Origin of the sequence: Halomonas urmiana, from assembly GCF_005780185.1 — a bacterium.
Taxonomy (GTDB): Bacteria; Pseudomonadota; Gammaproteobacteria; order Pseudomonadales; family Halomonadaceae; genus Halomonas; species Halomonas urmiana.
Genome location: NZ_VBUI01000010.1, coordinates 114236 through 128142 on the forward strand (window position 1 = coordinate 114236; position 13907 = coordinate 128142).

13 protein-coding genes and 1 pseudogene are annotated in these 13907 nt (G+C 46.9%); 4 read left to right on the forward strand and 10 right to left on the reverse strand.

What is annotated here, in order from left to right; all coding sequences use genetic code 11:
• Positions 1 to 562 precede the first annotated feature (562 nt).
• The gene (locus FEI13_RS19070) at positions 563 to 766 is read right to left on the reverse strand and encodes a hypothetical protein (RefSeq protein WP_158294526.1); all 204 of its coding nucleotides are present in this window, start codon (positions 764 to 766) and stop codon (positions 563 to 565) included.
• A 342-nt stretch (positions 767 to 1108) separates the two neighbouring features.
• Here FEI13_RS19070 and FEI13_RS08220 point away from each other — a divergent pair, with 342 nt between their 5' ends.
• The 3 genes from FEI13_RS08220 to FEI13_RS08230 are packed head-to-tail and all read left to right on the forward strand — an operon-like array spanning position 1109 to position 6481.
• On the forward strand, positions 1109 to 2419 hold the full coding sequence (locus FEI13_RS08220) for a tyrosine-type recombinase/integrase (protein ID WP_138181061.1): 1311 nt from the start codon (positions 1109 to 1111) through the stop codon (positions 2417 to 2419).
• Entirely contained in the window at positions 2419 to 5703 is a 3285-nt protein-coding gene (locus FEI13_RS08225; RefSeq protein WP_138181062.1) for a hypothetical protein, read from the forward strand. Before FEI13_RS08220 ends, FEI13_RS08225 begins: the two co-directional genes overlap by 1 nt.
• A 13-nt stretch (positions 5704 to 5716) precedes the next feature.
• Positions 5717 to 6481, forward strand: coding sequence for a hypothetical protein (locus tag FEI13_RS08230; RefSeq protein WP_138181063.1), 765 nt, complete (start codon positions 5717 to 5719; stop codon positions 6479 to 6481).
• Positions 6482 to 6684: 203 nt separating this feature from the next.
• On the opposite strand, the gene FEI13_RS08235 is transcribed toward FEI13_RS08230, so the two are convergent.
• The 9 genes from FEI13_RS08235 to FEI13_RS08275 all read right to left on the reverse strand — a co-directional run bounded on the left by FEI13_RS08235 (position 6685) and on the right by FEI13_RS08275 (position 12156).
• Complete coding sequence (locus FEI13_RS08235; protein WP_204758378.1) at positions 6685 to 7053, reverse strand: ATP-binding protein; 369 nt, start codon at positions 7051 to 7053, stop codon at positions 6685 to 6687.
• A 124-nt stretch (positions 7054 to 7177) separates the two neighbouring features.
• Complete coding sequence (locus tag FEI13_RS08240; RefSeq protein ID WP_138181064.1) at positions 7178 to 7615, reverse strand: hypothetical protein; 438 nt, start codon at positions 7613 to 7615, stop codon at positions 7178 to 7180.
• Positions 7616 to 7860: 245 nt separating this feature from the next.
• On the reverse strand, positions 7861 to 8067 hold the full coding sequence (locus FEI13_RS08245) for a transposase family protein (RefSeq protein WP_138181065.1): 207 nt from the start codon (positions 8065 to 8067) through the stop codon (positions 7861 to 7863).
• Between the two features lie 9 nt (positions 8068 to 8076).
• On the reverse strand, positions 8077 to 8274 hold the full coding sequence (locus FEI13_RS08250) for a transposase (RefSeq protein ID WP_138181066.1): 198 nt from the start codon (positions 8272 to 8274) through the stop codon (positions 8077 to 8079).
• A gap of 85 nt (positions 8275 to 8359) precedes the next feature.
• Positions 8360 to 8563, reverse strand: coding sequence for a type I restriction-modification system subunit M N-terminal domain-containing protein (locus FEI13_RS19440; protein ID WP_275668721.1), 204 nt, complete (start codon positions 8561 to 8563; stop codon positions 8360 to 8362).
• A 624-nt stretch (positions 8564 to 9187) separates the two neighbouring features.
• Positions 9188 to 9436, reverse strand: a complete 249-nt coding sequence (locus FEI13_RS08260) for a hypothetical protein (RefSeq protein ID WP_138181067.1) — start codon at positions 9434 to 9436, stop codon at positions 9188 to 9190.
• A gap of 378 nt (positions 9437 to 9814) precedes the next feature.
• The gene (locus tag FEI13_RS08265) at positions 9815 to 10228 is read right to left on the reverse strand and encodes an antitoxin Xre/MbcA/ParS toxin-binding domain-containing protein (RefSeq protein ID WP_138181068.1); all 414 of its coding nucleotides are present in this window, start codon (positions 10226 to 10228) and stop codon (positions 9815 to 9817) included.
• A 565-nt stretch (positions 10229 to 10793) separates the two neighbouring features.
• Entirely contained in the window at positions 10794 to 11039 is a 246-nt protein-coding gene (locus FEI13_RS08270; protein WP_138181069.1) for a hypothetical protein, read from the reverse strand.
• A 319-nt stretch (positions 11040 to 11358) separates the two neighbouring features.
• Positions 11359 to 12156: a hypothetical protein gene (locus FEI13_RS08275; protein ID WP_138181070.1), complete on the reverse strand. Its 798-nt coding sequence runs from the start codon at positions 12154 to 12156 to the stop codon at positions 11359 to 11361.
• 420 nt (positions 12157 to 12576) lie between these two features.
• Between FEI13_RS08275 and FEI13_RS08280 the strand changes: the two are divergent.
• Positions 12577 to 13485 (forward strand): annotated as a pseudogene (locus tag FEI13_RS08280) (IS5 family transposase); the annotation flags it as partial.
• Positions 13486 to 13907: the final 422 nt, after the last annotated feature.

Below are 13907 nucleotides of genomic sequence, written 5' to 3' on the forward strand. Positions count from 1 at the left end.
CATTGTAGATCGAGTTGCACGGCCATCAGGTTTCGCAGTTCGGGCGATGACGCCAGTTGGCAGGCCTTCGGTCGTTTGGCTTTATCCCGGCATTCTTATCTGCCGTAAAAGCCCGATAATGGTTGCTTCATTATGCCGCGCGACCTAGCGACTAACCGTCGAAGCTGATCGGCCTATCTGCTAAGGAATACATCTGAATGATAGGTCTGCCGCAAGGCCCGAGGGACCGTCTCCATATCAGTCAGCGAAAAATGGGAAGCAAAACTAGTGCGTGTGAGAGGCGCAATGCCACCGCTCGTGGATAAGATGCGATGAACCGATCCAAGGTGGTAACAGAGAGCACGGCTGATTTGACTCAAAGACAGACCGGGTAACCACTTCTCTCACAGCACCTGTTTCTGACGTGCATAGAGCCCCAGGCCGCCCTCGTCTTGGCATGTCGTTTCCTATGCAGTGGCGTTGCAATGACCAGTTGAGCGCAAGGCTGTTATTCGAGTTCAAGGTTATCTGACTTCTCGGTTAGCTGGCGATTGAGCCGGCCATTCTCGTCGGCCAGGGCTTGCTAACGCGCTGAGGCATTTTGCTGCTGCTGGGCCTTGGCTCGACACTGGTTGAGCTGGCTGGGCTGTAGGCCAAGCTCTTGGACGGTGGCACTGATTTTGACACGGTTGGCCAGTGCCAGTGCCAGTGCCAGTGCCAGTGCCAGTGCCAGTGCCAGTGCCTCGTCCTTGTAGGCCTGCGAGTAACGGGTACGAGTCTCCATCATTGAAGGTGCTTGCCTTCCAATGGGTCACCTCATATCAATGTCCTGCCTTAACCCGGTGTCAATTGCTCCTGGGCAAGATCCATCTATCTGATATTGAATGATTTTTATGAAATATCTCTCGCCAGGTGACTGCCAGCAGAAGATAAATCCTATAGCTCATTTGATCACCTATGATCCCACATTAGAGGAAAGCTATGCTTTATACTCCAAATGATTTTGATTTAATAAACGTGATAATAACAAAACTCAGATTATTTTGTTTAATAAACATGATAGTAAATTGCACACCCCCGCTTTGGCTGTTAGATTTCAAATGTTATTGGGATGTTTGGATGAGGTCTAATGAGATTTTTCAGCATTGTGGGCAAGGGCGACAGAGCTATTCTGATCGGCCCTGGCGGTAGCGTGTCCGAACCATTTGTCGAGTATCGGAACAGTCTTATTAGGAATCCCCAGATTGGTCATACTACTCTAGAGGCATATTTAAACTACGTTGGTATTTTCATAGAGTTTGTTTATGCGGCTTCAGAGCTAGGTATCGCGCATACACAGCAGAACTTAGAGAACTTGATGATCTTATACCAGAGTTATCTTTTAGATGCAGGCGAAAGTAATGATGAGTTTGTGAGAAAGGTTGCTGAGTATACCGATAGGAAAAAAGGGTGCGCACCTCAGTCACTTCCAATAATTGAGTCTGCACTGCTTTATTTTCTGGAAGTGGCTAATGATCAGATGATAAGAAAAGGGGAAGATTCACTGTTTAGTGTGTATTTACCAGGGCTGATAGAAAAAATACCTGCCAGGCAGGCTGCAAGGATAAAAACAGTCGGCTGGTTGGGGGGCGTAATTCGTGGTGGTGCCAAGAAAATAAAAAGGCGACGCGCACGATTATTCACTTTAACCAAAATATCTTCAAAAAGACCAGGGCTTCAGGTGCTCGACGATGAATACGCCTTCCCGAATGATAAAATTATTTATCTTATAAACGCTTGTCAAACACATAGAGACAAAACGCTATACGCGTTGCTTGCAGCTTCCGGAATTCGAACTCACGAGGCACTGCAACTCCAGTTATGCGATATAAATTATCGTGAAAGATTGGATACAATTAAAATAGTGAATCCATATACAAGAAGTACGTATAGGAAAGGGGTGTCTACAAGCGACATAGCAAAGCTTAAATATAAAGGGAGGTCAACTGAAATTGCCTATTTGATAGAGCCATGGAAGACATTGTTTTATGAAGAGCTAGTAAATTATCTTAAGTATGAGTATGTAAGAGGAGTCGCTCATAATTATATTTTTCATGTTTTGAAAGGAAGGAATAAGGGTTGCCCTTATTTTATAACAAGTCGGAAGGACAGAATATTTGCTTTTAAACGTCGAGCAAAGATTGTAGGTGTTGATCTACCGGTTGGCGTAGCTATTCATTCACTTCGACATGCATGGGGATTTTATATGCTGAATGAGTTCCCGACAGAAAAGGGGCGCGGATTGCCTAAGGCTATTGTTAGCCAAATGATAGGTCATGTAAATATTACAAATACTGATGTATATGCAAAATATGAAGAGGAAAAAATAATAGATAGAATTAGAGAGGCTGAAGAATTAGTATATAGCCATAATAAAATTTTCTCAAGCGAGGTGATTTAATGATAAACACTACTAGCAATATAGTTGTACTTAAAGACGGTGAGAGCCTTTGTGAAAGTATTCGACAGGCAATAGAGGAAACCATAGATATACTAAAAAGTAATTATAAGATTGAAGGTTATGTAAGTCCTAATGATATAACTTCAGGAAGAAACAATCAGTTCAAAGAACTGGCATTTATTAGATATATAGCGCCATTTCAAAAAAAACGACATACAAAGGAGTGGCTAATAAATTTTTACCCTTTTGTATGTGGCACTGGCCGGCGAGGACATGTTTCTGAAGGTGATCCGGTTAATTTAGCTGGACTTGTTAATGAAAGTATTTCTAAAACTCTTTGTAATCCAGTTATAAGAGGGATGCGTTATTTTTATTTAAGTCTATGGAGAAAGAAGGCAGTTCTCCTGACAATGGAATTTAAATTACCTTCCATACAAAAGGATCAAGATGCAGGCAGGTTGCTATACTCTGAGCTGCTTTACAGCGTTAGAACCCCTGGGATGAAAGGTGAAGTTGATGAAAGTAAAAGTCTAATTCCTTATCTTAAGCATACCGCATATAGAAATGTTTATTGGTACTACTGGAAGCCTGTGGTTGCGTCTGATTGGCATGTAATTGAAGATGTCAATAATACAGATTTGAAGAAATACTTCAATGAAATGGCCAAAAGAATTGAGCAAGGGGCTGGAGAAAAAACAACATATCCAGTGTCTAGTACGGGGTTTCTAGGTGTACTGTATAAAAAATATGGCGAACGCTGTAGGTTCGAATTTGACAAGGTTAGTAAATACAATCCGCGTGCCGAAAGAGATGTAAAAGATTTAAGATTCGAAATTGAAACATTCTCTTCGTCAACTGATTATGCCGGGCAGAAAGAGGTTTGGTTAAAGTTGGAGCAGTCATACATAAATTTAATCGAGAAAGGATTTTCTAAAGGAAAAGTAAAATTAGCAAATCAATCGTTATCAAAGTTAAATCGTTATCTATTTTCTATACTTCCTAAAGAGGAATGCTCGCCCCCGTACCCAAAAAACTTCGATAGGAAATATTTAGATGGAGTTGATGTTCCAAGCATAAGAGATTCAGTTATAAATAAAGGCAATTTATTCATAAATCTTGATCAGTTCTTTACTCATGTAGAAAGTGTGTCAGAGGCTTATGATAATGTTAGAGGTTTCAACAATCCGTTGTTAGATATAGACAAGCCTAGAGAGAGAAAGAGGCAGACAACTAACAAAAAAACGTTCACTATAGATGATTTTAGATTTATCTACGAGCTGTCGTACTGTATAAGTGAAGTAAGTTGGTATATTAATAGTGTAATTTCAAATGGAGCTTTCGAGGAAGAGTTGGAAGGAGGGGCTAGTTTTCGTGCCAATGGGTTAAATAGCGTTGAAGATTTAGTCAATATAGATGTATTGCATGAAGAGCTTGGCTTAACCAGCAACACTGAAAAAAACTTGATTATTTATAGGAGGGCATTTTCTAACCTATTCGAAGATATGCTGAAAATGCATAGAAATCGCAGTGTTGTTGATATGGAAGATTTTGGATATGTGCCATTTATATCTTATTGTCGCCTTTCTGACGAAAAAGAGGTAATGGTCCCTATTAGGTTTATACCAACAAGGTTGTTAAAAATTGTATCAGTCCTTCTGAAAGGGAAGAAGCGATATACGCCCTTTCTGGCAATGCAGAACATTAATCAAGTAGTAACTGCGTTAGAAACTGGCTTGCGGCACATTACGGTTAGGTGGTTAGATAAAAGAAAATATAAGCATGGTGCAGTTGATGTTAAAAGTAAGTATTTCAACCTTTATGTTAATTCTGATAAAGTTTCTAGAGCGTGGGTGAGACCAACTTCAAAAAAACTATTGGAGATACTGGAAAGACAAGTAGATAGCCATAGATGGTTCGATGAAGATCATGTTAACTTTCTTATTAACTACAATAATGAACGCGTGACACGCCATGGGAGAGTAAGTCCAATATTCATTCGCTACGATAAAAAAGAGGTTTATGGAGAACATGTCGCAAGTGAATATTATAATGTATTAATGTTTTACGTGTCTATTCTTAAGAAAATGATTGGCGAGGATCCTATAGATGAATTGCATCTAGAGAAAGACAACCCAAATTTTGATAAGAAAAAAGATTTTGAATTTGCGCTAAGAAAACTGAAAAATTTTAGTAGTGGTTATACTCCGCACGGGACTAGAGCAAGTGTTGTTAGTATAATGTCCACAGTGCTTCCTGCTGATATTATTGGGAAGTTTATAACTGGGCATGTCTCTGTGGATACTGTTAAATATTATACAGTTGTTAATATTGAAACTATGCAGCAAATGGGGCTTATTGATTCTGTAGAGCTGGATGGTAGAATTGAAAAAGTGATGGCAATGATGACTCCTATTAGAATAAACGCAGATAGAAAAGATTCTAAGATAAGAAAATTACTTACCCATGGTAACGACTCGATTGCGTCAGTACTGAATGATTTTGGAAGCTGTTCTTTCTCTATGGAAGCAGGGGAACAATATATATCGGGCGTAGAAGAGATGGAGAGAGTGGATCGTAGTAGATTAGCCTTTCTTCCTACTCATATATGCCCGCTTGAAAATGAGTGTCCAAATAGTATACGGACCAGTATAGGGGAGAAACAGTGTGGTCAATGTCCGTATAGTGTGAAAACAGTCGATCATTTGACTGGTATTCAGGCTAAATGCCGCTATCTAGCGCGAGAGCTAGACTCCAAGAAAAAAGTAATGAGAAAGCATAAAGAAAAAAATGGAGCGGTTGAGACCTCTGAGCTAATGCAGAGCCAGTATATGAAAGTAGCTAGCGAGCTTGCGGCTTGGACACTTACCGAGAAAATGCTTAGAGAAAATTATGAAAAACTAAAAAATAAGGTTTTGGTAAATAAACCTGAAATGTTGAAATCGGTAGTGGAAGAAAAAAGTGCACCATCAGATTGGTTGGGGAGGTTACTCCTTGAATGTGATGAAGCTACTACATATCCGGATTTGGCAAACAGTACTCTTGAAGCTCATGTGTTGAGATGCAGAACAAAGATTGTATCATCTAAGGTCAGGCTTGAGGAGTATTATGGAAAAGATGATGATTTTGATCTAGTGGAGGGGTTTAGGCATCATGTCAGAGCTGTTTGTTTATCATCAGGTAAAACACCTGATGAGTTGGTGAGGTTCTTGGAAAATAACAAAAGTAAAGCATTAGAAAAAAGCACTTTTCAAAGCTCACAGTTACTGCCGGCTTATAAAAATTGATCTCTCTGGGGGTATGATGGTTAATGATGAGGAAAAATTCAAAAGAGTAGATATGCACAGTATTGATGCCTTAAAAATAGGAGCTAGAAAGGGAGAGAATAGGTTTAAGAAGTACCAAGATAAAAAGAAAGAGGAACGGTTATCAGCAATTAAAGATGTTCTTCATAAGGCGCAATCACTTCGAGTTGAGTTTAGGTCATTTAGCCATTTGGCAGACTTTGTCATTTCGGAAGTGAAGCTAAATGATGAGAACGGTTCTAATACAAAATCCGCGATGAGCAAAAGTTCACTATACAGGACTCCTGAGTATAGGTACGAACTTAAAAAATATATCGATAACGTTGGGCTTGAGAGTGAAAAAAAATCCAAGTCAGAAAAAGATCTTGATGACTTCACGCTAGACTTGAAGATTAAGTTGATCGAAGAAGAAAATATTCGGCTTAAGAAGTATATAGAGAAAAATGTGAAAGGAGACCTGCCTGGTAACAATACCCCAATAAGCTGTATTGAAAACTCAAGTTTGAGCGAAGAAAGCCAATACCCTTTTGAGTCTGAAAAAGCAAAAGGTTTAGAAGGCGATGTTTTTATTTATAATTCTAGCTTTTTTGATCAGCTATGCGGCCTTGTTGAAGTTATGGTTGAAAAGTCTGAAGGATTTTATGAGATAAAAGATGGGATTGTAGTCACAAGTGCCTATGGAGAGGAGGATGAAGTTGTTGGAAGTGTGTATATTCAAGTTCCTTTTCAGGATTGGTTTAAACGTCGGTATGGTTGTTGATCTAAAGTTTTTGCTCTATTTCTTTTCTTATTTTTGAAAGTCTATCCAATTATAATTTGCAGAGTGTTGGCTAGGCTATTGCAAATAGCGCATCATAGGCTAGGTTAATTACTCGCATGTAGGGAGCAAGCACCGCTTGGCATTCGATCAGACCTACTGCATGGACAACCTCACCACTGCGACACGGCCTGACGGCCATGAATTCAAGCAATAAACGCAGCACCTGCGGTATACAGGGCTCCTGAGTATTGCCCAAGGACTCGATTACCCAAGTCAGCAACGCGGAACCTGACCCAGCAACCGGCCTCGATGGCCATCTGGCCGATGCCTATGGCCAGATGGGACTTGCCCACCCCCAGCGGGCCGATGAACACCTGGTTCTTGCGGTTGTCGAGGAAGGCGAAGTCGAGCAGGGCGTTTACCTTGCGCTTGGTGCTAGTGGTCTTGTGCCGGTAGTCGAACGCCTCCAACTGCTTGTCGCTGGGGAACCCGGCCTGGCGCCGGTAGAGGTCGATGCGCTTGACCTCGCGCTGCTGCCGTTCATGCTCGACCAGCATGTCGGCGATGGTCATTTAGGAGGCCTCGTGGTCCTCGGCCCGGGTCAGTAGGTCGACAAGATCATCGGGAATGGAGCCGAGGCGTAGGCTGCGGTAACCCCCCGTGGTCAGTTCAAGCTGCCCCATGGGTCACCTCCTGCTAGCCGCTGGAGCGGCCAAGTCGGGCGGATGGTGTCAGATCGGAAGGCATGCTGCCGGCGGCAGGCGCCGCATCGGCGGGATCGCGGCCCCGCGCCCTGGCCTGCCGAGTCGCTTCCAGACGCTCCTTGAGCATCCCGGCCGTCAGCCGCTCTCGCATGACCCAGCCGGTTATTAGCGCCCGATCCAGCTCGGGCTCGGCCTCTAGCACCCGCTTGGTGCCGGCCAGCTGGTTCTTGTAGTGGCGCGGCATCGTCGTTCGCAGGTAGGTGCAGAGCTGCCGGCCTAAGGGCTCGCCCAGGCGCCGCGCAAAAGCCTGCTCCAGGTCGGCCTCACGCTGCCGATGGTAGCGGTAGTGGTTTTCGTTGCACCGGGTGCGCCCCTTGCCCAGATGCAGCTCATGGGTGGCGATCTCCTCGCCGCTCTCCAGGTTATGCACCTGGAGCGTGTTGCCTTGTTCCTGTGCGCTGATGCGGCCCTACCGGTAGGCCATGGGCACCGAGTGCTTGTTGGCCTTCCAGGCGAGCAGGCTGGTCTCGTCGTCCTGGCGCGGGTCCAGGACGTCGTCGCCTCCCTCCGCCAAGTCTGGTGTCAGATAGGGCCGCAGATGAGCCCGCTCTGTTCCCTGGGCTGCCGGCCGATGGTGCCGTGTGTGCGCTCGTTGGCCACCGTGTCGAGCCACTGTTACACATGCCTCCGTAAGTCGGCTTCGTCGTGGAAGGTATCGCCGTAGAACGCGACCAGCTTGGCGTACTTCACCCCGTCTTCGATCCTGCCCTTGCTCTCCGGGTCGTAGCCGCAGCAGGCGTGAATCCGGAAGCCGGCGGTGGTGGCGTACTCGTGGTAGCGCTGGTTGACCTCAAGCTCGCGGAACTGTTCGATGATGACCACCGTCTTGGTCTAGTCGTAGACGCACTTCTCGTGCAAGCCGCCGAAGTAGCGGAACGCCTCGTCGTGTAGGTGGATGAAGGTGGTGATCTCCAGCGGCGCGAAGATGACGCCGACGTAGGACAGGCGCGAGTAGGAGAGCACGAAGACCACGAAGTAGACCGTGCGCGGTTCGCCACCGATCATCATCACCTTGCGCAGGATCCACATGGCACTACACGCCGGGGTTCATTTCCAGCACCAGCTCATAGTAGCGGCGCTGGCGGCTGGCGATGGTGGCATTCATGTGCTGGACTTAGCACCGAAGGGAGTCCTCCGCCACGTCCAGCTCACCCACCGGGCCGAGCTTTTCCTCGGCGGCGGCGTACTTCTTATCTGCGTACTTCAGGAAGATCAGCCCCAGCACAGGGGTTGAGAACTCAGCGGGCATGAGGCCGGTGTTGGCCCATAACTGGTCAGCTGCTGCCCACAGTCGCTTCCCTAGGTCTCCATTGACCAAGGTCTTACTCCGGTTCGTCTTGCAGTGTTCTCAGGATAGCTGGCTGTCGCCAGCTTACTACATGGGGTCAGGCGACTGCATGACGAGTCGACTGATCCGTCTCCATGACAGCCAGGCAAAATATTTTAAGCAATTGACAATGCGGATAAGTTCAAGGTGCATTGCATGCAGACAGGAACCATCATGAAAGTAGTCGTGACCTCGGTCATGACGACAAGGGCAACCTGTGGAGGTGCGCTTCTTACACCGCATCCGTCACCATCCCCTGGTCTCAGTAACGAGATCGGGTGATGATTCGTAGTCTTTTGCCAACCTGTCGGCGGGTGCCCACTTTTGGCCAGTGGAACGGCAGGGGGACCGTACCTGGCGCCGGGCTTCTGCGATTGAAGTGCGCGTCCACACAGTAGTTCAGTCCCCACGCCGTGAGCTGTTCTCGCCAGGGAGTGAACGTGTCGTTAGTGGCATCAACCCAATGGCGGGCATGGTGTCCGTATTCAGCGTCTCATGAATCTGCTGCAAGGAGATTTACGGATTGGTGGCAGGGATGATATCGGACGAGAAACCAGTGTTGTTCAAAGTGTCGTTTAGTGCACCCAAGAGATGGGCAAGTAGAAAATCATTTTTTTAATACATATGGTTTCTATAGAAAGCTATCTCACCATGCCTCCTCGCCCTTACAAAATCAATCATTGCCTTGAAGATAAAGGCTATCTCGCGAGTATCTGTGTAATCATACTGTGTGCCGTCAAACTGAATTGCAGCAGTTAAAAAATCTATAGCCTCAGTTTCGTTGAATGAAGGCAAAGATCTGTCTAATCCAGAGTGAGTTAGATGTTCAACGATGTTCTGCTGTAGTTGGTCTTCAAGTGTCATGTCGTATCGTCAAATTGTGTTTCTATTTTATTCTGGTGATTGGGTCTGAGTCAATCGGTTATAAGGGAAATAGCTAATGGCTAAAGAAAAACTGCGATAGTATGTTGATTCCGTATCTTTCGATTTCTTCATTTGCCTGGTCTATCTGTAGGGGGCGGGAAGCGTAAATAAAAGTTATGGGTATGTGTTGCCTTGATATGGCCAATGATGGCATATGACCTCCGCCAATGAATCTGCTCGGAGGTTCATATCCTTGCACGTAATGCCGTTGTAGCCATCATGCAGGCGAGCGAGGAACGGGGGGAGCCGTGGACCCAGAAAAGACTTTTTAAGCTAACTGTAGGGTCCCGGATGATCAAATGCGCCTGTGGCTGCCCTCTAGCTGAACTCCCCATGCTCGATCTTACCGAGTACATCGCGTACTATGGCTCTTCCCTGAAACGTGTCCATTAGATCAATGGGCCGGGAGCCCGAGAGTGCGGGAATCTCGCAACTGAACCACCCTCTGACGATGTCGTCGCTATCAAGGATAGTAGCGGCATAAGCGAACAGCCGCAGTAGGTCAAGGATCCCCTCACTCGAAGCCTTTCCAAGTGCTGGTTTTGTGTAGATGCGGTGCAGGTTGCCAGGGGGGACCCCTGCAAGGTTCGCTACCAGTTCGTGATGCCCACCCAGCAGTTCAACAGTTTTACGTACAACCTGTCCGGGGATCCCTGTTCTGACTGCATGGATGAATGCCACGTCGTCATACAGGACATCGGGAGGCAAGCCATCTACATGAAGAACCTTCATTTCTAGCTACCTCTATTGCAACCATGGTAGATAAATAGTAGTAGTGTGAAGGGGGTAGTGAAAGAAATCTAGCTCCAGGGGGTGCATCGTGAATGAATACCTCGAAATGGTTTTGATAGCATCACCGCTCTTAGGGCTGAGTGTATTGGTGCCACTCGCAGCCTGGATGTCATATCGCAATTCAAAAAAGTGATTTTCTATCCTGAGAGGGCTGCATCATGCCTGGACTCAGCATAGCAGTGATGCACCGGGGAGATCTTTTCTGAGCAAGAATTTGCGCTTGCACTGCGTGAGGGTACAACCCAAATCGATGGAATTTCGGAGTTGTCAGCAGCAATTATAGCAAGTGCATGTGTCGAGACGACACCAAATTTGTTAATGAGGTGCTTGGCGAGGCAGGCGCTGATATACGATCGGCAAATGAATTATACAAAGAAGCGCTTCGGGACAACATGCCACGATGTCCGGAATGGGAGGGCGCTGTCAAGAAATTAATTGATGACCCACTTGAGCGGCTGAAGGGAAGCGTGGGAAAACATCATCGACCATTTGACCCAGCGGATTGCTAGCGGTCTACGCTGCCGATGGGTTCCCCGACCTGATCTTCGTCTACGGGGTGGAAAGATGGCAGTATGGGGCCGAATTCGAAAATCAGTTCGTTCAGAAAGGCTTTTCCGTGGTTTTCTATTGAGATGAGATCCATGTCGTACCAATGCTCGGTGTACCACAGGAAAGCCTCGTTGCACGTCATTGCCTGGTCGCTGACACCAAGGCTTAGGGCGCTTTTGTAGAGCTGCGTGTAGTCGGCCACTTGGATTGTCTTGGGTGTGCAGGGGAGTGACACGTTCTGGATAGGATGGCCTGACGTATAGGGGTGGTCAGCACCGTATGTCTGAAATGTTAGATATTGTGGAACAAGTGGGAAAAAATCATGAAACACGCTATTAATCAACTGGATCTTGTGGTTTTCCAGCGAGCGCAGATGAATGTACTCCCATTTTGAGGCAAGGTGTTAATACGCCTCCATACGTGGTCCATGGTACAGGGAGAGCAAAGCAGTATTGTACCCGCTGCACTCGGCGCGTAAAAAGAAAACCCCGCCAGGCTGTACCAGCGGGGTAGGCTAGGGGTTACATGCCGTAAACATCGCCCCACTGACTACACTGACCAATATCTTCGTGCTTTTCCATGGATCGTTCGGCTTCCCTCATCGCTTTTATTGTCTGGTCGTAATTTTCTTCAACAAAGTCTTCAATTTGGCTTTCTAGCTCGTTCATAATTTCTTCAATGTCGCCTTCGCCAAGCTCAATTACACCAGTCAGGCCTACGCTTTGAGCGGCCATCTGTATTTTTTTGCAGCTGTCATCGTAGATATCACAACCACTAGATCTAATAATTCCTATTTTAGATCCATGCCCACCGGGGGCGTCTTCACCATATTCGTAGAAAAGATCATCAACGATAAATTCTATACTCCCAATCTGGATAACAGCTTTGTATTCGCCATGTCCAGAATTACAACCCGGCTCAAATACAAAATCCTTGATTTCTTTTGCGATAGCCTGGGCACCAGGAAGGGCAGGGGAAAGATCTAGGTATCCAATATTAAGTTCTTTGTCCACCGCTTCTTGAAGCAACAGAATGACTTTTTCAATAAATTCTTCCCTGTCCTCATAGTCAAGGCCCTCGAGGATATGATCATTGTTACCAACACCAAAGGCGCTATCGGCAGATGTATCAACCTCCCATCCCTGATAGTCTCGCCCCATCCCTTCACGATAGACATATCCCTGTTTTACGAACTCTTCAACATGACCCAGAACATTGTCGCCAGCGTATACATCAGCAGTTATTAGATAAGTGGGTTCTTCAGCATTAAAATCATCGGTCATGTCAGCAACATCGATATTCTTCAAATCATAGTTCATCTTATTTCTTCTCCTAGATGACTAATATCATACCAGACTAATCCATCGGATCAACACCTGATGGAGGAATCAGAAGAATTTATCTCTTCTTTACTTGCAACTCTGATATTTCCTTATATGGTTTAGAGTCGTAACGGGAATTATCTTCATTTATAAATAATCAGGACTGTGGAAAAAAGAAAAACCCCGCAGGGCGGGGCGCCTGGCTGCGGCCATGCTGGTGAGTGATCGTGTGCCGAGCTGACGGCTCGGGGCTCTCCCTGTAAGCGCTCGTGCCGAGTAAGGAGCTGCCAAGGCTGTTCTACTAGACCATTGTGCCCAGCTGTAAGGGAAACGCTGCATAAATCCAGCCGCAGCTGCCAGATCGGCAACGGCGGGGTAGAATCGGGTTTTGCTTCCACTGTCTGACAAAGCCATCCGATGAAACAGATCTCGTTCGCTCAGGCAGAAAACCAGAACAAGAAAAAGGTCACCCGCCGCGAGCGGTCCCTGCCTCAGATGGAAACCCTGGTGTCTTGGCAACGGCTCATCGATGCTCTTTCGCCCGCCTACTTCCCGAACGCGACCTGCAAGCGCGGCCTTCCGCCCATCGGCTTGGAGCGCATGCTGCGGATCTACTCCCTACAACAATGGCATGCGCTCGCTGACGAGGCGCTCGAAGATGCGTTCCACGGCAGCCAGGCAATGCGCGACTTCTTGGGCATCGACCTGTCTGTCGAGAGCGTGCTAGATGCGACCACGCTGTTGCGCTTCCGCCACGTGCTGGAGAAGCATGCCCTGACCCAACGGATCTTCGAGGAAATCAACGCCCACTTGGCTGAGCAGGGCCAGCTCATGCGCGAGGGCACAATCGTCGAAGCCACCAACGTGGCTGCCGTGCCCTCTACCAAGAACAAGGCCAAGCAGCGTGATCCGGAGATGAAGCAGGGCAAAGAGGGCAACCAGTGGTATTTCGGCCTAAAGGCCCATATCGGCGTCGATGTGGCTACCGGCTCGACAGATAATTTCGCCACCACCTCGGCCAACGTCTGATGTCACGATGGCTGGCGATCTCGTGCGTGACGATGCCGAGCGGGTATACAGCGATGCCGGCTACACCGGCATGGGGAAATACCTGGGCGGGGAGAAGGCCGATCAGGATTTCCGGTGCTGTGTTGCCGCCAAGCGTGGCACCATCAAGAAGATGGTCGACAGCCCATGATGACGCTGCTGCTGACGATCGAGAAGACCAACGCCAGCAGCCGCGCCAAGGTCGAGCATCCGTTTCATGTCATCAAGATCCTGTGCCGATACCGGAAGGTTTGCTTCAAGGGGGTGGCCAAGAATCAGGATACCCGAGAACCCTCAAGGCACCAGGTCTTTCAGCATAGGTCGATCGCTGTGTGAGTCAGGTCAACCCTGAAACACCCGGCACCTCTCAATATTACTGTCCCTATGGACGAGAGATCATAACTTCAGTTGTGGGAGGTGATGAGAGGTTTCAGGTGATCTGACTGCTTTTGATGGGATTGGTTGAAAACGGGACAGTGACATCCAGGAGAGTAAGGTTGTTGTGTGATGGATGAGCAAAGCTGGGAGAAGGTGTTTGAAATGCCGAGAAAATCTATCTATATGACAGAAATGGTGTTTCTCTCTTTTGCTTAATCCCGGCCGTAAATTATCAATATAAATATGCTAGGTTTTGTCCGAAAAGTCGGATGTGCTAATTTTCCCTATGTCGCAGCTGCATAGGTGACGTATGGCAGGACGCT

What these genes read in the sequence shown, in the direction of transcription:
- FEI13_RS08235 (WP_204758378.1), bottom strand. Translation starts at nt 7,053, where the DNA reads ATGACCATCGCCGACATGCTGGTCGAGCATGAACGGCAGCAGCGCGAG.
- FEI13_RS19070 (WP_158294526.1), bottom strand. Translation starts at nt 766, where the DNA reads ATGATGGAGACTCGTACCCGTTACTCGCAGGCCTACAAGGACGAGGCA.
- FEI13_RS08220 (WP_138181061.1), top strand. Translation starts at nt 1,109, where the DNA reads ATGAGATTTTTCAGCATTGTGGGCAAGGGCGACAGAGCTATTCTGATC.
- FEI13_RS08250 (WP_138181066.1), bottom strand. Translation starts at nt 8,274, where the DNA reads ATGTGGATCCTGCGCAAGGTGATGATGATCGGTGGCGAACCGCGCACG.
- FEI13_RS08260 (WP_138181067.1), bottom strand. Translation starts at nt 9,436, where the DNA reads ATGACACTTGAAGACCAACTACAGCAGAACATCGTTGAACATCTAACT.
- FEI13_RS08225 (WP_138181062.1), top strand. Translation starts at nt 2,419, where the DNA reads ATGATAAACACTACTAGCAATATAGTTGTACTTAAAGACGGTGAGAGC.
- FEI13_RS08265 (WP_138181068.1), bottom strand. Translation starts at nt 10,228, where the DNA reads ATGAAGGTTCTTCATGTAGATGGCTTGCCTCCCGATGTCCTGTATGAC.
- FEI13_RS08275 (WP_138181070.1), bottom strand. Translation starts at nt 12,156, where the DNA reads ATGAACTATGATTTGAAGAATATCGATGTTGCTGACATGACCGATGAT.
- FEI13_RS08230 (WP_138181063.1), top strand. Translation starts at nt 5,717, where the DNA reads ATGATGGTTAATGATGAGGAAAAATTCAAAAGAGTAGATATGCACAGT.